Here is an 18,011-nt window from a genome sequence, read left to right as displayed (position 1 = left end):
TGCCCGTGACGCCGAAGGACGCCGCCTGACGCCGGGTCCAGCCGGGGTCAGGCGTTGCGGGCCAGCTCCAACGCTCCCTCATCCCACCACTCGCCCGCCTCCGGGCCGCCGTTGCAGGTGCCGTCGCTCAGGCCGGGGTGCTTGACCCAGAGCAGCGCGTCGAGCTTGGTGCTGCCGTCGGTGGCGTGCGGCGCCTCGCCGAGGCCGGCGCCGGTCGGGTTGCACCACGTGCCCTGCCACCCTGTGCCGTTACGGGAGACGTCGGTCACATAGTTCTTGCCCCCGAGCAGCGCGCTGAGCGCATCGCCGTATTCACGCTCCGCGTCGACCGGGTAGAAGTTCGACACGTTGGTGAAGAAACCGCGGGCCATGCTGACCCCGGCCGCAGTCAAACGGTCAGCCATCACGTGCTCGGCGATCCAGTAGTTGTTGCCGCCGTCGAGGTAGACCGTCAGGCCGGCATCCGTCAGGATTTCCACCGCGTCGCGCAGCAGCGCCGGCCGGGTGTCAACCTCGGTGGCGCACTTGTCGGCGCTCAGCATGGCGAGCGAGTCCGGCTCGAGCAACACCACCGCGCGGCTGCCGCGCATAGTGTCGGCGATCGTGCGCGTCCACTCGAGATAGTCAGCCGCCTCGAAGCCGCCCTTGGAGTAGCCGCCGCAGTCGCGGTTCGGGATGGCGTAATTCACGAACACTGGCGTCGTGCCCTGCTCGGCAGCGGCATCCAGGTTGCGGGTGATCACCCGCACCAGCAGGTCGGTCTCGTACCAATCGCCCAGCCAGATCGCGGTGGGCTGGCTGCTGATCTTGCGAAGCAGGTCGGCCTGGCTGCTTCTGCCCTGCTCCTCGAACCGGGCAACAGCCTGTTCAGCGGCAGTGTCCGGTTCCACATACAGCCCACCTGCGTACAGCTCCGGTGCGGTCGCGGTCAGCGGGTCAGGCGTATCCATCGCCGCCTCCGCCTCAGGCAGCACCACGAAGGCCGCCGCGACGAGCAGCACGATGGACGTGGTGGGCAACGCAAAGCGCAGAAGAGAGTTCATGGTGAAAGTCCTGGAAACACGGGCAAGCGGGGGCGCCTTCGTCGATGCGGCGCCTCTCCCAACCGGCCGTCATCCACGATTCCACCGACCGGCGCCGGGCGGCAGCCTCCGAACGGGGGGAACGTCTACCCCAGAACGGGGCAGCGCCCACGCACGTCACGCGTCCCTCAGCGTCTTCTGCCAGGCCGCCTCCACCGCGACCGGCATGAACCCGAGCGCCTCGTTCACGTTCAGCATCGGCCGGTTCTCTTCCGCGTTGCCGGTGACGATCGCCGGATGTCCCGGATGCGTCTGGTCGAGAAACCGCAGATTCGCCGCCTTCATCCACATGCCGAGACGATGACCACGGTGTTCACGCAGCACCAGGGTGTCGCCCTGATCCACCGGCCGGTCGAGTTCCGCGGGGACAGACAGTTCGGTGAAGCCGGCGAGGGTACCGGATGCCGCGTGCTCAGCTACCACGGTGAGCGTCACCCGCGGGCTCTGCTGCACGGCCGCGTCGAAGGCGAGCAGCCGCTCCACGCTCCACTCGTCCTCCTCGGCATCCATGTCACCGGTCGGGGCATCCGTGCTCATCCGCTGGCGCAGCCGCGTCATGTCGGCCCGCCACTCCGGCGGCGTCGCGCCCACCCAGCGCACCAGACGGTACTCGGAACCCGCCGCCGCGCTCGCCTCGACCAGACGCGCGTCACGCTCCGCCGCATCCACCGGCAACGCCAGCCGGCTGATCCGGATCACCTGCCCGAGCTGGAACCCCTGCGCGAGCAGGAACAGGGTGGCATCCGAATCAGCCGGTACCGTGCCGAAGCCGGTGGGGGAGGGCAGCACAGGGCCGCTCGGCAGCGGATGCAGCGCCCAGGTCTGCAGCACCGTCCGGCCGTCATCGCCGGCGGCGGCGAGCATGGCGTGCAGCAGCGCCGACCCGATGCCCAGGCGGCGATGCTCGGCGAGCACATCGATCTCCATCTCGGCGGTGCGGGTGCCCTCGGTCGGCAGCGGCCGGTACACGGCCCGCGCCACGACCCGGCCGTCGAGACGGGCCACCCACAGGCGCTTCGGTTCCAGCGGGTTCTGCCACTCCGGCAGTTCCTCCGCCGCCGTCCAGACGAACTCGCGATGCCCGGTGATGCCGGCCACCACGTCGCCGGCCACCCCGATCGAGGCGGTGAAGTCAGCTGCGTCGGCGGCATCGAGCGTCGACGGGATCCTCACCTCGTCGATCTGGAACTGAATCATCGTGCCGCTCCCGCCGCAGTCCCTGGCCTTCGCGACCACACACTACCGCCCACCACCGGGTATCGGCACGGTCACGACGCGGTTGGCGCACCAGCGCGGCAGCGCGAGTGGCGGCATCCGGTGAAGTACCGTAGACCCAGTATTTGCCAGCGAATGAAGGCGGCCCCGTGTATCTGAAGAGCCTGACCCTGAAGGGGTTCAAGTCCTTCGCACAGCCGACCACATTCGCCTTCGAGCAGGGCGTCACCTGTGTCGTCGGCCCGAACGGGTCAGGCAAGAGCAACGTGGTCGACGCCCTCGCCTGGGTGATGGGTGAGCAGGGCGCCAAGACGCTGCGTGGCGGCAAGATGGAAGACGTCATCTTCGCCGGCACCTCGACCCGCGGGCCGCTTGGCCGCGCCGAGGTGACGTTGACCATCGACAACACGGATGGCGCGCTGCCGATCGAGTACAGCGAGGTGACGATCAGCCGCACCCTGTTCCGCAACGGCGGCTCCGAGTACGCCATCAACGGCGAGAGCTGCCGGCTGCTCGACGTGCAGGAACTGCTGAGCGACTCCGGGCTCGGCCGGGAGATGCACGTCATCGTCGGCCAGGGCCGGCTCGACAATGTGCTGCACGCCAGCCCCGAGGAACGCCGCGGCTTCATCGAGGAGGCCGCCGGCATCCTGAAGCACCGCCGCCGCAAAGAGAAGACGCTGCGCAAGCTCGAGGCGATGCAGGCCAACCTCACCCGGCTGAACGACCTCGCCGGCGAGATCCGGCGGCAGCTGAAGCCGCTCGGGCACCAGGCTGAGATCGCCAGGGAGGCGCAGTCCATCGCGGCGATCGTGCGCGATGCCCGCGCCCGGCTGCTGGCCGATGAGGTGGTGGAACTACGCACCGCGATCACCGACTTCAGTCGCGACGAGAACGACCGCAAGAGCGAGCGGATCGTGCTGCAGGAGCAGGTCGACCAGGCGAAGATGCGCTCCGTGCACATCGAGCAGGCGATGGTCGGCGACGCCGTCGACCAGGCCCGCCGGGTCAGCTTCGGACTGGAGCAGGCGCAGGAACGGCTGCGCAGCCTGTACTCGCTGGCCAACCAGAAGCTCGCCCTGCTCGGCCAGCAGGCCGAACTGCCTGGCATGCAGACCACGATCTCGCCCGACATGGTGCGGGCAGCGCACGAGGAAGCCGCACACCTGCGCACCGGCGTGGCCGAGGCCGAGGCGACGGTCGGCCGGGCAGCCGCGACCACCGCCACCGCGAAGGCCTCGCTCGACTCCCTCGACGAGGAGATCAGCGCGCAAAGTGCCCTGATCTCGCAGCACGACCTGGAACTGGCGAAGCTCGCCAGCCAGACCGAATTGGCGAAGTCCAAACTGGCGGGCGTGCGCGGCGAATCCCTCCGCCAGCAGAACACGCTCGAGCACGCCGTCGCCCGGCGGGAGAAGGCGCGCGCCGACTACGCCGCGCTCGAACAGCGCGAAGACACCGACCAGGAGCGCGACGGAGCGCTCGACGAACGACACCAGAGGGCGGATGCCGCGGTGCTGGCGCTGCAGGTCGAGATCGAGACCCTCCGCGACGAGCTGCACGCCGCCGAGCGGGAACGCGACGCGCTCGCTGCCCGCACCAGCGCCCTGTCCCGGGCGCTGGAGATCAAGGATGGCGCGCACGACCTGGTCGCCGCCGCGCTGCCGGGCGTCGCCGGTCTCGTGGCCGAACAGGTGCAGGTGACGCCGGGCTTCGAATCCGCGATCGCCGCAGCGCTCGGCTCGCTCGCCGACGCCGTGCTGGCCGACTCCCGCGACGCCGCATACGACGCCGTCGCCCACGCCAAGGCGGCGGACTTCGGCCGGGTCGAGGTCGTGATCGGCGACACCGTCACACCGGCGCCGGAGTGGCCGGCCATCGACGGCATCGTTCCCGCACACACCGTGGTCGACGCGCCGAGCGGGGTCCGCGGCATCCTGAGCTTCATCGGCATCGCCCAGAGCCTCGAGAAGGCGCGCGCCGCCGCCCCGCTGCTCGCCGGCGCCGGGCTCGGCGGCCCGATCACGCTGGTCACCAGCGACGGCGATGTGCTCACCGAGCACGTGCTGCGCGGCGGATCCGGTGGCAAGCAGGGTCGCATCGAGCTGCTCGCCGAGCGCGATGCCGCCGCGGTGCGGCTGACCGAGGTCACCACCCTCGCCGAACGGGTTCGCGGCACACTGGCCGACAGCAGGGCGGCGCTCGATACCGCAAAGAAGGATGCCGCGGCCGCGCTGGCCGCCCTGCGCGAGCGCGACGCCCGCTTGGCCGCCCACGGCGAACAGGTCGCCAGGGTCCGGGTGCAGCTGGAATCGTCCGAGGCGGAGTGCGAACGCGTGTCGACGGCCCTCGAGACCACCGCCGAGGCGGTGCGCGCAGCGGAAGCGGTCGTGGACCGAGCGGTCGAGGCGCACGCTGACTACGCGGCCAGGCCCCGGCCGATGCTCGACGTGTCGGCACGCGACGAGCTGCTCACCGAGGTGGAGGCCGCCAGGGCCGGCGAGCTTGACGCCCGCATTCAGCTCGAGACGGTGCGTGAACGCGTGCGCGCCGAAGAAGGCCGTGCCAAGAACCTGGCCGCGCAACTGGAGGCCGAACGGGCCGCGGCCGAGGAGCAGGCTCGCCTCGCAGTGATCCGGCAGCGCCAGATCGCGGCCGCGACATCCGTGGTTGAGGCGCTGCCCCCAGTGTTGAACGCCGTCGACCGCTCGGTTGCCGAGGCGCGGGTGACCCTGATCGCCGCGGAGGCGGAACGGACCGCGCAGAACCAGGAACTGGCCACCCTGCGCGCCTCGGAGGCGGCGTTGCGGGAGCGCCTGCACGCGGTCAGTGAGCACGTGCACGGCCTCGAGATGCAGGTGTACGAGAAGAAGCTGCACCTGTCGACGCTGCTCGAGCGGGCGGGGGACGAGCTAGGACTGATCGAAGATGTGCTGGTCGCCGAGTATGGGCCGCAGGTGCCGGTGCCGGATGACGCCCCGCTGGTTGAGGAGCGAGGAACGAGCGTCTCTAAACCCGACACCCCCGACACCGACATCCCCTCAAGGCCGTTCAACCGCGCCGAGCAGCAGCAGCGCCTCGCCAAGGCGGAACGCAAGTACCAGCAACTCGGCCGGGTGAACCCGCTCGCGCTCGAAGAGTTCGCGGCGCTCGAGCAGCGGCACAAGTTCCTCACCGAGCAGCTGACCGACCTCACCAACACCCGCAAAGACCTGCTCACGATCATCGAGGAGATCGACGAGAAGATGCAGGACATCTTCTCGTCGGCGTTCAACGACACCCAGGCTGCGTTCGACACGGTGTTCCCGATCCTGTTCCCCGGCGGAACCGGCAGCCTGCAGCTCACCAACCCCGATGACATGCTGACCACCGGCATCGAGGTGTCGGTGAAGCCGGCGGGCAAGAAGATCGAGCGGCTGTCGCTGCTGTCCGGCGGCGAACGATCCCTCGCCGCGGTCGCGCTGCTGATCGCGATCTTCAAGGCCCGGCCCAGCCCGTTCTACATCATGGACGAGGTCGAGGCGGCGCTGGATGACGCGAACCTCGGCCGCCTGCTCACCATCTTCGAAGACCTGCGCCAGACCTCTCAGCTGATCGTGATCACCCACCAGAAGCGCACGATGGAGATCGCCGACGCCCTGTACGGCGTCTCGATGCGCCAGGACGGCGTGAGCGCGGTGGTCGGGCAGCGAGTGGTGCAGCCGGAGGAGCGGGCGAGCTAGCAGTCGCCTTGGCCGCTCCGCCGCGTGGTGCGCGCCTCGAGCGACGGTAAACGGCGGCTCGGAAGGACGTTTTCGGCCGGAAACGTCCTCCCGAGCCGCCGTTCTCCGTCCGTCAAACCTGCCCGTCAGACCTGCCCGTCAGACCAGCGCGTCCAGCATGGTGCCGTTCACGCAGAGCACCCGCCACTGACCATCCACCAGGTCAACCGTGGAGACCGACCCGTTCTGGATGCGATCCAGCGGCTGCCCGTGCAGCGCCGCCAGCGTGTACCGGATCAGGGTGCCATGGCAGACGATGACGGCATCCCGACCCTGGTACTCGTCGTTGATCTGCTGCAATGCCGCGGTGCCGCGGGACACCACCGAGTCGAGCGGTTCCAGCCCCGGGTAGTCGCGGTCGGGCCAGCGTGCCAGGATCTCCTCCATGGTGAGGCCCTCGCCCACCCCGTAGTTGCGCTCCACCAGCAGGTCATAGCTGCGGCCGAGCTCGATCTCCAACCCGGTGGCGATGATGCCGGCGGTCTCCCGCGCCCGCGACAGCGGCGACGACACGATCACGTCCCACTCGACGTCGTGCAGCACGTCGACCGCGTCCCGCGCCTGCTGACGACCGGTGTCATTCAATGGGATGTCGGTTCTGCCCTGCATACGCCCGGCGGCGTTCCAGTCGGTCTGTCCGTGGCGGATGAAGGCGATCGTCATGGTCAGCTGCTTTCGCTAGGGGATGTCGCTTCCCATTCTCCCGCGATCGCGCCGGAACAGCCTGTGGTCTGCCCTTCGGCCCTTCCCGCGAAGCCGGAACAACCAAACGGCAGACCTCAGCACCACGCTCCGGTCACGGCAGGCACGCTCAGGTCACGGCAGGCGCCGACTGCCCGGGTCGACCACCCGCAGCCAGCGGTATCCGTACGCCTCGAGCGTCAACTCGGCCTTGCCCGACGCGGAGGTCTCGGTGACATCCCCGTGCAGCAGGTCCACCAGGTGGCTGTCGCCGTCGGCGTTGTCGATCGTCAGCGGCACGGTCACCGCCTCATCCGAAAAGTTGTGCAACGCCACCATGCTGCCGAGCCGCCCGGTCACCCGGTGCGCGAGCACCGCCGGGTTCGGCTGCTCGAGGATCGTGAGTTCACCCCAGCCGATCTCGGTGGAGGAGCGGTACAGCGCGATCAGCTTGCGCATGAAGTGCAGCAGTGAGTCGGGGTCGTGCCGCTGGGCAGACACATTGACATGCTCGGGCCCGTATCCGCCCTCGGCCACCGGGTTCGGCAGCGCCGATCGTCGGGCAGACGAGAAGCCGCCGTTCACCCCGTCGCTCCACTGCATCGGGGTGCGCACCGCCAGCCTGCCGCCGGCGTCCAGGTTCTCGCCCATGCCGATCTCCTCGCCGTAGAACAGCACCGGGGTGCCCGGCAGCGAGAACAGCAGGCTGTACACCATGCGAATCTGCCGCGGGTCGCCGCCCAACATGGTCGGCAGCCGGCGCACGATGCCGCGGCCGTACGCCTGCATCCGCTCCTCTGGCCCGTACGCGTCGAACACCTCTTGGCGTTCCGTCTCGCTGAGTTTGTCGAGGGTGAGCTCGTCGTGGTTGCGCACGAAGTTCGCCCACTGCGAGCGTTCCGCGAGGGCGGGGCGCCTGGCCAGGGTCGCGGCGAGCGGTCGGGCATCCTTCCGCACCAGCGACAGGTACATCCGCTGCATTGACTCGAAGTCGAACTGCATCGTGAGCTCGTCGCCCTCACTGCCGCCGAAGTACGCCATCTGCTGGTCGAACGGCAGGTTTACCTCGCCGAGCAGGATCGCGTCGCCCTGCCGCCTGCTCACCAGTTCCTTCAGCTGCCGCAGATAGTCATGCGGATCGCCGAACTCGTCGCCGGCGTTGGTGCCCTCGCTCTCGAGGAAGAACGGCACCGCATCCACCCGAAAGCCGGACAGACCGAGCTCCAGCCAGAAACCGAGGATCTTGGCGATCTCTTCGCGCACCCGCGGGTTCGTGACATTCAGGTCGGGCTGGTGCCGGTAGAACCGGTGCAGGTAGTACTGCTCGGTGCGCGGGTCCAGCGTCCAGACACCCTTTTCCTCACCAGGGAACACGGAAGCCGGGGCGTTCTTCGGCGGCTCGTCGGCCCACACGTAGAAATCGCGGTACGGCGACGTGCGGCTGGAGCGTGCCGAGACGAACCACGGATGCTTCGCCGAGGTGTGATTCACCACCAGGTCGGCGATCACCCGCATGCCGCGGTCCCGGGCGCTGCGGATCATCTCGACCAGGTCGCCCAGATGGCCGAGACGCTTGTCCACCCCGTAGAAGTCGGCGATGTCGTAGCCGTCGTCCCGGTCGGGGGTCGGGTAGAACGGCATCAGCCACAGGCAGGTCACGCCGAGGTCGGACAGGTAGTCGAGCCGGTGCGCGAGCCCCTCGAAGTCGCCGTGCCCGTCGCCGTTCCAGTCCATGAACGTCTCGACGTCGAGGCAGTACACCACGGCATTCTTCCACCACAGGTCGCTGGTGTCGGTGATCCTCATGCAATCGCCTTTCTCGTCACGTCCAGCTGGGGCAGCACATGCTCGCCGAAGGTGTCGATGAACCCTGACTGCTGCTGGCCGACGTGGTGCAGGTAGATTTCGTCGAAGCCAAGATAGGTGAACTCACCGAGCCAGTCGACGAATCGGGCAGGGTCGGATGCCACGAGCACGTTGTCGTACATCGCCTCGGCCGGCACATGCTGGGCGGCAATGTCGAACGTCTCGGGAAGGTCGACGTCCCAGCACAGCGGTGCCGAGAACACGTTGGTGCGCCACTGCTCGTGCGCGATCGCCAGCGCCTCGTGCTCGGTGTCGGCGACGCTGAGGTGCACCTGCAGCACGATCGGCCCGATGCCGCCAGCCGAGCGGTAGGCGTCGATCACCGGCCGCAGGTCCCGTGGCGGGCGAGCCACAGTTGCCAGGCCGTCCGCCCAGCCGGCGGCCCACTCGGCGGTCTCGGGAGTGACCGCCGCGGCATACATCGGCGGGGGAGCGGCGGGCCGCGTCCACAGCTTCGCCCGGTCGACCACCACCTCACCGCGGTGGCTCACCTCGTCACCGGCGAACAGCGAGCGCATCACGTCCACGCTCTCGCGCAGCCGGTCGTTCCGGCGCTTTTTGTCCGGCCAGGCGTCCCCGGTGATGTGCTCGTTCACCGCCTCGCCGCTGCCGAGCGCCATCCAGAACCGGCCGGGGTACATCGCCTCCAGGGTGGCGGCCGCCTGCGCGATGATGGCCGGGTGATATCGCTGCCCGGGCGCGTTCACCACCCCCAGCGGCAGGGATGTCGCCTGCAGGGCGGCCCCGAGCCAGGCCCAGGCGAAGCCGGAATGCCCCTGCCTGGCGCTCCACGGCGCGAAATGGTCGCTGCACATGGCGGCGGAGAAACCCGCCTGCTCGGCTCGCCGCACGGCGGCTAGCAGTTCGGCGGGATGGATCTGTTCGTGCGATGCATGGAATCCGATAACGGTCACAGTCGCCTCCTCAGCTCCCGACTGTTCCATGTTCCGGAGCAAATGTCACCCGAACAGGGGGTGGGTCGCGGTGCTCTAGCCTGTTCTCATGGCTGAACGCACCTCCTGGTCACTGTCCGGCGCCCTGCGCGGGATGTTCGCGAAGAAGACCATCGACGAGGGCACCTGGGAAGACCTCGAAGATGCCCTGATCTCGGCGGACTTCGGACCGGACATCACCGACGCGATCGTCGAGGAGCTGCGCGCGAACGTGGCGCGGTTCCGCACTACCGATCCGGCAGACCTGAAACGGATGCTGCGCGAGACCCTCGAAGAGCGTCTCGCCAAGTACGACCCGACCCTGACGCTGAGCAACCGTCCCGCGGTGGTTTTGGTCGTGGGCGTGAACGGTGTCGGCAAGACCACCACCATCGGCAAGTTCGCCAAGTTCCTGGTCAACCACGGGCGAAGCGTCGTGGTCGGTGCGGCCGACACGTTCCGGGCCGCCGCGGTCGAGCAGCTCGCCACCTGGGCCGAGCGGGCCGGGGCATCCGTTGTCCGGCCGCAGCAGCAGGGCCAGGATCCGGCATCCGTCGCCTTCCAGACCGTGGAACGTGCCCGCCTGGACGGCACCGAGATCGTGCTGGTGGACACCGCGGGTCGGCTGCAGTCCAAGAGCGGCCTGATGGACGAGCTGTCCAAGGTGCGCCGGGTGATCGAGAAACTCGAACCGATCGCCGAGGTGCTGCTGGTGCTCGACGCCACCACCGGGCAGAACGGGGTGGCGCAGGCGCAGGCGTTCATCGAGCACGCCGGAGTCACCGGCCTGGTGATCACCAAGCTCGACGGCTCGGCCAAGGGCGGCTTCGTGCTGGCTGTGCAGGAGAAGACCGGCATCCCGATCAAGCTGATCGGCCAGGGTGAGGGCATTAACGACCTCACCGGCTTCACCCCGCACGTGTACGCGGCGGGTCTGGTCGGCTAGATCTCGAAAGGCTCGATCACCGGGGCGACAGGCTCGATCACCGGGCGCCGTTACTCCTCGAGCGCCTGCCCGCGCCGCTCGGCCAGCAGCAGCGCGCTCACCGCGGCGATCACGAAGAACACACCGAACGCGCCGAACAGCAGCGCGTTCCCGCCGAGCGCCGACAGCACCGGCACCGACAGCGGAGCGAGAATCGCGCCGATCCGACCCACCGCGGCCGCCCAGCCGGCACCCGTCGCCCGCAGCCGCGTCGGGTACAGCTCGGGCGTGATCGCGTACAGCGCACCCCAGGCACCCAGGTTGAAGAACGACAGCAGGCAGCCGAACAGCAGCACCGTGGTGTCGGTGGTGGCGGTTCCGAACAGGACAGCGGATGCCGCGGACCCGGCGAGGAACACGGCAAGGGTCATCCGGCGACCCCAGATCTCGATCAGCCAGGCCGCCACCGCGTACCCCGGCAGCTGCGCGAGGGTGATGATCAGGGTGAACTCCACCGACTTCACCAGCGGGTAGCCGGAGTTGAACAGGATCGTCGGCAGCCAGATGAACGCGCCGTAGTAGGAGAAGTTGACGCAGAACCAGACGATCCACAGCGGCACGGTGCGGCCGCGCAACTCGCTCGAGAACAGCCCGGCCAGCCGCTGCCGCGCGCCGAGCTGTGCGGGGGTGGTCTCGACCGTGGCGGGGGCTGCGACATCCGTCACTCCAGGCGACGCGACATCCGTCACACCGGCGGATGCCTCAAACCCGCGCACCACGGCTTCCGCCTCGGCATGCCGGCCCTTCGACTCCAGGAACCGCACCGATTCGGGCAGGCCGAAGCGCACCACCACGGCGTACAGGGCGGGAATCAGGCCGATCGCGAGGGCCCAGCGCCAGCCGTCGTCGCTGAGCGGCACGATGAACGCGCCGATCAGTGCGGCGGCGAGCCAGCCGACCGCCCAGAACGCCTCGAGGATCACGACGATGCGCCCGCGGATGCGGGCAGGCGCCATCTCGCTGACCAGTGTCGACGCAACCGGCAGTTCGGAGCCGAGTCCCAGGCCGATCAGGAACCGGAACACGATCAGCGCGCCCACCGACCAGGCCAGCGCGCTCAGACCGGTCGCGACGCCGAAGATCAGCAGGGTGACCGCAAACACCTGGCGCCGGCCGAACTTGTCGGCGAGCAGCCCGCCGACGCTCGCGCCGATCGCCATGCCGATCGCGGAGATCGTGGCGAGCCACGACTGCTCGGTCGGGGTGACCTCCCAGGTGCTGGCGAGCGCCACCAGCACGTACGACAGCAATCCGACATCCATCGCGTCGAGCGCCCAACCGAGCCCCGACCCGACCAGCAGTTTTCGATGCGCTCGGGTGAACGGCAGGCGGTCGAGCCGCTCGGTGCGGGTGGGCGCGGAGGTGCGCGGAGGCATGGTCATAGTGGGTCCTTGGTGCGTGGGGGAAGCGCCATCAACGCTAGTCCGTCGGCGGGCGGGTTAAACTATCCAGACCATGGCCACATTTGGGAATCTCTCCGACCGTCTGACAGACACCTTCAAGAACCTCCGCACCAAGGGCAAGCTGAGTCCCGCGGATGTCGACGGCACCGTCCGGGAAATCCGGCGCGCACTGCTCGACGCCGACGTCGCCCTGCCGGTGGTCAAGGACTTCACCGGCACCGTGCGCGAGCGCGCCCTCGGCGACGAGGTGAACAAGGCGCTGAACCCTGCCCAGCAGGTCGTGCAGATCGTCAACGAAGAGCTGGTGCGCATCCTCGGCGGGCAGCAGCGCCGCCTCGAGTTCGCGAAGACCCCGCCGACGGTGATCATGCTCGCCGGCCTGCAGGGTGCCGGTAAAACCACCCTCGCCGGCAAGCTGGCAAAGTGGCTCGCCGAGCAGAACCACACCCCGATCCTGGTTGCCGCTGACCTGCAGCGTCCGAACGCGGTCACCCAGCTGCAGGTGGTCGGCGAGCAGGCCGGTGTTCCGGTTTTCGCCCCAGAGCCGGGCAACGGTGTCGGCAACCCGGTCAAGGTCGCCAAGGACGGGCTGAAGTACGCCAAGGACAAGCTGCACGACGTGGTCATCATCGACACCGCCGGTCGTCTCGGTGTCGACAAGGAAATGATGAAGCAGGCCGCCGACATCCGGAAGGCCACCGACCCCGACGAGGTCCTCTTCGTCATCGACGCGATGATCGGTCAGGATGCCGTCGCCACGGCGAAGGCGTTCCAGGAGGGCGTGGACTTCACCGGCGTAGTGCTCACCAAGCTTGACGGCGACGCCCGTGGTGGTGCCGCGCTGTCGGTGGCGAGTGTCACCGGCCGCCCGATCATGTTCGCCTCCACCGGTGAGAACCTGGGCGACTTCGAGCCGTTCTACCCCGACCGGATGGCCAGCCGGATCCTCGATCTCGGCGACATCCTGAGCCTGATTGAGCAGGCGCAGAAGGCGTTCGACGAGGACGAGGCGGCGATGGTCGCCGAGAAGTTCGCGACCGACAGCTTCACCCTCGAGGACTTCCTCGGCCAGATGCAGCAGATCAAGAAGATGGGCTCGCTGAAGGGCATGCTCGGCATGCTGCCCGGCGCCAAGGGCATGCGCGAGCAGCTCGACAACTTCGACGAGCGCGAACTGACCCGCACCGAGGCGATCATCCAGTCGATGACCCCGGCGGAACGGCAGAACACCAAGCTCCTGAACGGCTCGCGCCGGATGCGGATCGCGCGCGGTTCCGGCATGACCGTCACCGACGTCAACCAGCTGGTGAACCGCTTCGAGCAGGCCGCCAAGATGATGAAGACCGTGGCGCGCGGCGGCATGCCGCAGATGCCAGGGATGGGCCCGATGCCCGGCGGTTTCGGCGGCGGGCGCGGCAAGACGCTGCCAAAGAAGAAGGCCGGCTCCAAGTCGGGCAACCCGGCCAAGCGCGCCGCGGAGAACGCGGCCAAGGCGTCCGGCGTGAAGCCGGCAGGCGTCGGCGGCGGTGGCTCCGGCTTCGGCCTCGGCGGTCTCGGTGGCGGGGCGAAGGATGCCGCTGCGGGCGGACCCAGCCCGGAAGAGCTCGAGTCGTTGCAGAAGTTCCTCGGCCGCTGACACCACGTTGCCGGTAACAGCGTGCCGCCGGTAACCCCGTGCCATCGCTCACGCCGCGCCGTTAGGGTGATCGGGTGACCAGCCCGACTCATCAGCGTCCGATCCGCCTTGGCGTGCAGATCGCCCCGCAGCACGCGTCGTATTCGCAGATCCGCGATGCCGTTCGCCGGCTCGAAGATGCCGGCGTCGACATCCTGTTCAACTGGGACCACTTCTTCCCGCTGAGCGGCGACCGCGAGGGCAGGCACTTCGAGGCGTGGACCATGCTCGGCGGCTGGGCGGAGCAGACCGAGCGGGTCGAGATCGGCACGCTGGTCAACTGCAACAGTTACCGCAACGCCAACCTGCAGGCAGACATGGCCCGCACCCTCGACCACATGTCGGATGGCCGGTTCATCTTCGGCACCGGCGCCGGCTGGTTCCAGCGCGACTACGACGAGTACGGCTACGAGTTCGGCACCCCCGGTACCCGGCTGGCGGCCCTCGCCGAGGCGATGCCGGTGATCGAGAACCGCTGGGCGGTGATCAACCCGCCACCGCTGCACAAGATCCCGGTGTTGATCGGCGGCGGGGGAGAGCGAAAGACGCTGCGCATCGTGGCGCAGCACGCCGACATCTGGCACAGCTTCGGCGACGTCGACGTGTTGCGTCACAAACTCGGTGTGCTGCGCCAGCACGGTGAGGCGGTCGGCCGCGACGTCAGCGAGATCGAGATCTCCACCGAGATCCGGCGGCGCACCGAATCGGATGCCGATGCCTTAGCCGATCTGGGAGCCTCGCTGTTCACGCTCGGCATCACCGCGCCGGAGTTCAACTTTGATGCGGTGACGCGCTGGCTTGCCTGGCGGGACGCCCGTAACCGCGGCTGACACCGGCCGATGGCCCGCGCCGACGGCCAGCGCCGCCTGCAACGAGCGACCCCTGCCGTTCGGCCAGGCCGGCGGCTACTGTGACATCCATGGCTCTGAGCACGCCGGAGCGGCCCGGCGCCGGCGAGTGGGTGCCCGAGCGGCCCAGCCTGCCGAAGCTCCGTGAGGCTGCACCCGCCTGTCGCGGCTGCGAGCTGTGGCGAGATGCCACCCAGGTGGTCTTCTCGGCGGGCCGCGCGGCCGCGCCCCTCATGCTCGTCGGCGAACAGCCGGGTGACCGGGAGGATCTCGAGGGAACACCCTTTGTCGGACCGGCCGGCGGCCTGCTCGCGGATGCCGTCGACCGGGCGGGACTTGCCCGAGAGGACCTCTACCTGACCAACGCGGTCAAGCACTTCCGGCACCATATCGCTCCACGCGGCAAACGACGCATCCACGACAAGCCCGACACCGTGCACATCGAGGCGTGCCGGCCCTGGCTCCTCGCCGAGATCCAGGTTGTCGCGCCGCAGCTCGTCGTCTGCCTCGGCGCCACCGCCGGCCGGGCCGTGCTCGGACGTCCGGTGCGAATCGGGGCCGAGCGCGGCCGAGTCATGGACGCCGAGCTGGGACGGGTGCTGATCACCACGCACCCGTCGTCGGTGTTGCGCCTCCGCGGCAAGGACGGGTTCGAGGATGCCTTCACCGCCCTCGTCGCGGACCTCACCGTCGCCGGCGCAGAACTTCGTAGACCCCGTTAGATCTCCGCAGGAACCGCCACAGGCTGCGGGTTGTCGGCGGGCTTCCGCACCAGGAAGGTGCCGGCGAGCGCGACCACCGAGATCACCGCACCCCAGACGAAGGCCGCGTGGATGCCCTCGGCGAGGGCCGTGACCTCATCGGCGCCGCCGGAGACCTGCGCGGCGGAAACCGCGGTCATGACGGTGATGAAGAGCGCGGTCCCCGCGGCCCCGGCGACTTGCTGCGCCGTGCCGACGATGGCGCTGCCGTGCGAGTACAGCTCAGGCGTGAGTGAACCCAGGGCGGAGGTGAACAGCGGGGTGAACATCAGCGCGAGGCCGACGCTCAGGCCGACGTGCGCGGCCAGCACCCACCCGAACGGCGTCGACGCCGAGAACAGGGTCATTCCCCAGAAGGCCATGCTGACGATCGCGCCGCCCGGGACCACCAGCACGGTCGGGCCGCGCCGGTCGTAGATCCGGCCGACGACCGGTCCGAGTAGTCCCATCACCAGTCCGCCGGGCAGCAGCATCAGGCCGATCGCGACCGGCTCGAGGCCGAGCACCGTCTGTAGGTAGATCGGCAACAGGATGAGGGTGCCGAACATCGTCAGCATTGCGATCATCATCAGCACGATGGCCGCCGAGAACGTCGGGGACTTGAAGGTGCGCAGGTCGAGCAGCGCGGCATCCTTCCGCTGCAGCCGCAGCTGCCGCGTGACGAACAGTGCCAGCGCCACGGAGCCTGCCGCGAGCGGGATCCAGGCGGGCAGCGTGGCGGTGCCCTCCGCGGCCTGGCCGAGGCTAGACAGCCCGTAGATCAGCCCGCCGAAGGCGAGGGCGGACAGCACGATCGAGACGATGTCGACCGGGACCTTCGTCGGCGTGGTCACATTCTGGATGCGCACCGCGCCGACCACGAGCGACCCGACCGCGAACGGCAGCACCAGCCAGAACATCCAGCGCCAGTCCAGTGCGCTGAGGATGATCCCGGAGACGGTCGGGCCGAGCGCCGGGGCCACCGAGATAACGATCGAGATCGTGCCCATGACACTGCCGCGGCGTGCGGGCGCGACCAGGGTCATCACCGTCGTCATCAGCAACGGCATGATGATGGCGGTGCCGCTGGCCTGCACCACACGGCCGGCCACGAGCATTTCGAAGCCGGGTGAGACGGCGGCGATCAGCGTGCCGGCGCTGAACAGCGCCATCGCGGTGATGAAGATCGGCCGGGTGTTGAACCGCTTGAGCAGGTACCCGGTGATCGGGATGACGACCGCCATCGTCAACATGAACGCGGTGGTCAACCACTGGCCGGCGCTGGCGGAGATCCGCAGATCCTCCATCAGCTGCGGCAGGGCGACGCCCATGATCGTCTCGTTGAGGATCATGACGAACGCCGAGACGAGCAGCAACGTGATGACCAGTCGATCCCTCGGTGACAAGCGGCCCGGGTCGGCCGTGGCGCGGGATTCGGGCAGTGTTGACGTGTCTGGCACGCGGGGGTCCTCTCAACGTGACGGTGCGGCGCGCACGAGAAAAGCGTGGCCGGCGCCAGGCGGCAGAGAACAGTAACATCAGCCGGCCGCCGCGCATTCCCGGCGCGAGCTACGGGGTCGGCCCGAGCCCGTCCCGGGTCTCGTCCACCAGGCTCGCCACGACCGCGCGCAGGCTGCCGCCCTGCTCGGCGGCGGCGGCCAGTTGCCGCTGGTATCCGGCACCCCTGGCGAGGATGACCTCGACGAAACGCAGCTCGTCGAGGCATCCGAGCCGCTCGGCAATCGGCTCCAAACGCCGAGCCAACGCCCGCAACTCGTCGCGCACGGACGTCTGGTCGCCGGCACGAGTGGTGATGATCTCGGCGTCCAACCCGTAGCGAGCAGCCCGCCACTTGTTCTCGCGCAGGAACCAGTACTGCAGGGTCGGCAGCTCGCGGCCCTCGTCCAGCTGGGTGGACAGCTCCTCGACCAGACACTGGGTCAGTGCGGCGAGGCATCCGACCTCTTCCAGCGTTGCCACGCTGTCGAACACGCGCACCTCGATGGTGCCCCACTTGATCGACGGGCGGATGTCCCAGCGCAGCTCGCTCGGCTCGTCGATGACTCCGGTGCGCACCAGGTCGCCGACCATCGACTCGTACTCCGCCCAGTCGGCGAACGCGGGCGGCAGCCCGGCGGTGGGCAGCTGCTGGTAGATCAGGGCCCGGTTAGAGGCGTAGCCGGTGTTGTCGCCCACCCAGTACGGGCTGGACGCGGACAGCGCCTGGAAGTGCGGAAAGTAGGTGAGCAGCGCGTTCAGCAGCGGGATGACCTTCTGCTTGTCCTCCACTCCCACGTGCACGTGCACGCCCCAGATCAGCATCTGCCGGGCCCACCACTGGGCCCGTTCGAGCACCTTCTCGTACCGCGGCTTGCCGGGCGTCAGGTGCTGCCGGAACCACTCGCTGAACGGATGCGTGCCCGCCCCTGCGAGGTCGACCCCGAGCGGTTCCGCGGCCTCGCGCACCTGGTCGAGCACCTCTGCGATGTCGGCCACCGCGTCCGCGACCCTGGTGTGCGGGGCGCTGGCCAGCTCGACAGTGTTGGTCTGGAACTCCGCCGTCGCGTGCGGGTATCGGGTCGTGTCGCTGGCCAACTGGGCCAGGATCTCCGGGGCGGCCGGCCGCAGTTCGCCGCTGCGACGATCGACGCAGAGTAACTCCCATTCGATGCCAAGTGTCGAACGCGGGGACTGCGGAAAGTCGAGAGGCACGTCCTGATTCTGGCAACTCCCGCGCAGAACCGCTATCAAACCGAGCTGTTGTGTACGCCGCCGTCCGAAAAACCTGTCAGAATAGTTAGTCGAGTCTGTGACCCGCCCGAC

General features: G+C 68.8%; 13 protein-coding genes. 5 read left to right on the top strand and 8 right to left on the bottom strand.

Translation table 11 applies throughout. From position 1 onward, the window contains the following. Positions 1-47: 47 nt before the first annotated feature. Both HCT51_RS10465 and HCT51_RS10460 read right to left on the bottom strand, forming a co-directional pair. The gene (locus HCT51_RS10465) at positions 48-1,043 is read right to left on the bottom strand and encodes a glycoside hydrolase family 6 protein (protein ID WP_166873707.1); all 996 of its coding nucleotides are present in this window, start codon (positions 1,041-1,043) and stop codon (positions 48-50) included. Positions 1,044-1,199: 156 nt separating this feature from the next. Continuing rightward, a complete protein-coding gene (locus HCT51_RS10460) occupies positions 1,200-2,279 on the bottom strand; it encodes a GNAT family N-acetyltransferase (RefSeq protein WP_166873705.1) in 1,080 nt (359 codons plus the stop codon). A gap of 167 nt (positions 2,280-2,446) precedes the next feature. Here HCT51_RS10460 and smc point away from each other — a divergent pair, with 167 nt between their 5' ends. Then, positions 2,447-6,019: a chromosome segregation protein SMC gene (gene smc, locus HCT51_RS10455; protein WP_166873702.1), complete on the top strand. Its 3,573-nt coding sequence runs from the start codon at positions 2,447-2,449 to the stop codon at positions 6,017-6,019. Positions 6,020-6,157: 138 nt separating this feature from the next. On the opposite strand, the gene HCT51_RS10450 is transcribed toward smc, so the two are convergent. The 3 genes from HCT51_RS10450 to HCT51_RS10440 form a co-directional block, all read right to left on the bottom strand. Then, on the bottom strand, positions 6,158-6,721 hold the full coding sequence (locus tag HCT51_RS10450) for a histidine phosphatase family protein (protein ID WP_166873699.1): 564 nt from the start codon (positions 6,719-6,721) through the stop codon (positions 6,158-6,160). 153 nt (positions 6,722-6,874) lie between these two features. Continuing rightward, positions 6,875-8,545, bottom strand: coding sequence for an alpha-amylase family protein (locus tag HCT51_RS10445; protein ID WP_166873696.1), 1,671 nt, complete (start codon positions 8,543-8,545; stop codon positions 6,875-6,877). Continuing rightward, positions 8,542-9,519 (bottom strand): TIGR03885 family FMN-dependent LLM class oxidoreductase, encoded by a 978-nt coding sequence (locus HCT51_RS10440; RefSeq protein ID WP_166873693.1) that lies wholly within the window; start codon positions 9,517-9,519, stop codon positions 8,542-8,544. The genes HCT51_RS10445 and HCT51_RS10440 overlap by 4 nt, the downstream gene beginning before the upstream one ends. A gap of 88 nt (positions 9,520-9,607) precedes the next feature. Between HCT51_RS10440 and ftsY the strand changes: the two genes are divergently transcribed. Then, positions 9,608-10,483, top strand: a complete 876-nt coding sequence (gene ftsY, locus HCT51_RS10435) for a signal recognition particle-docking protein FtsY (protein ID WP_166873690.1) — start codon at positions 9,608-9,610, stop codon at positions 10,481-10,483. Positions 10,484-10,533: 50 nt separating this feature from the next. Here ftsY and HCT51_RS10430 read toward each other — a convergent pair whose 3' ends face one another. Further along, positions 10,534-11,898, bottom strand: coding sequence for an MFS transporter (locus HCT51_RS10430; protein WP_166874593.1), 1,365 nt, complete (start codon positions 11,896-11,898; stop codon positions 10,534-10,536). 79 nt (positions 11,899-11,977) lie between these two features. On the opposite strand from HCT51_RS10430, the gene ffh reads away from it, so the two are divergent. From ffh to HCT51_RS10415, 3 genes are all read left to right on the top strand, one after another. Further along, positions 11,978-13,561: a signal recognition particle protein gene (gene ffh, locus HCT51_RS10425; protein WP_166873688.1), complete on the top strand. Its 1,584-nt coding sequence runs from the start codon at positions 11,978-11,980 to the stop codon at positions 13,559-13,561. 74 nt (positions 13,562-13,635) lie between these two features. Next, positions 13,636-14,430, top strand: a complete 795-nt coding sequence (locus HCT51_RS10420) for an LLM class F420-dependent oxidoreductase (protein WP_166873685.1) — start codon at positions 13,636-13,638, stop codon at positions 14,428-14,430. A gap of 89 nt (positions 14,431-14,519) precedes the next feature. Continuing rightward, positions 14,520-15,170 carry a UdgX family uracil-DNA binding protein gene (locus HCT51_RS10415; RefSeq protein ID WP_166873682.1) on the top strand — a complete coding sequence of 217 codons (651 nt, stop codon included), beginning with the start codon at positions 14,520-14,522 and terminating at the stop codon, positions 15,168-15,170. Here HCT51_RS10415 and HCT51_RS10410 read toward each other — a convergent pair. Both HCT51_RS10410 and HCT51_RS10405 read right to left on the bottom strand, forming a co-directional pair. Continuing rightward, positions 15,167-16,648, bottom strand: a complete 1,482-nt coding sequence (locus HCT51_RS10410) for an MDR family MFS transporter (protein WP_224760442.1) — start codon at positions 16,646-16,648, stop codon at positions 15,167-15,169. The genes HCT51_RS10415 and HCT51_RS10410 overlap by 4 nt on opposite strands. A gap of 109 nt (positions 16,649-16,757) precedes the next feature. Further along, on the bottom strand, positions 16,758-17,900 hold the full coding sequence (locus HCT51_RS10405; RefSeq protein WP_166873679.1) for a glutamate--cysteine ligase: 1,143 nt from the start codon (positions 17,898-17,900) through the stop codon (positions 16,758-16,760). Between the last annotated feature and the right edge of the window lie 111 nt (positions 17,901-18,011).

It is taken from the genome of Salinibacterium sp. ZJ450 (assembly GCF_011751885.2).
GTDB lineage: Bacteria > Actinomycetota > Actinomycetes > Actinomycetales > Microbacteriaceae > Ruicaihuangia.
The sequence above is the reverse complement of the archived record's forward strand: the minus strand, read 5'-3'. Positions and strand labels throughout refer to the sequence as shown.

Coding starts and splice junctions, on each gene's coding strand:
- HCT51_RS10415 (WP_166873682.1), top strand. CDS start 14,520: ATGGCTCTGAGCACGCCGGAGCGGCCCGGCGCCGGCGAGTGGGTGCCC.
- ffh (WP_166873688.1), top strand. CDS start 11,978: ATGGCCACATTTGGGAATCTCTCCGACCGTCTGACAGACACCTTCAAG.
- HCT51_RS10465 (WP_166873707.1), bottom strand. CDS start 1,043: ATGAACTCTCTTCTGCGCTTTGCGTTGCCCACCACGTCCATCGTGCTG.
- HCT51_RS10445 (WP_166873696.1), bottom strand. CDS start 8,545: ATGAGGATCACCGACACCAGCGACCTGTGGTGGAAGAATGCCGTGGTG.
- HCT51_RS10460 (WP_166873705.1), bottom strand. CDS start 2,279: ATGATTCAGTTCCAGATCGACGAGGTGAGGATCCCGTCGACGCTCGAT.
- HCT51_RS10450 (WP_166873699.1), bottom strand. CDS start 6,721: ATGACGATCGCCTTCATCCGCCACGGACAGACCGACTGGAACGCCGCC.
- HCT51_RS10430 (WP_166874593.1), bottom strand. CDS start 11,898: ATGCCTCCGCGCACCTCCGCGCCCACCCGCACCGAGCGGCTCGACCGC.
- ftsY (WP_166873690.1), top strand. CDS start 9,608: ATGGCTGAACGCACCTCCTGGTCACTGTCCGGCGCCCTGCGCGGGATG.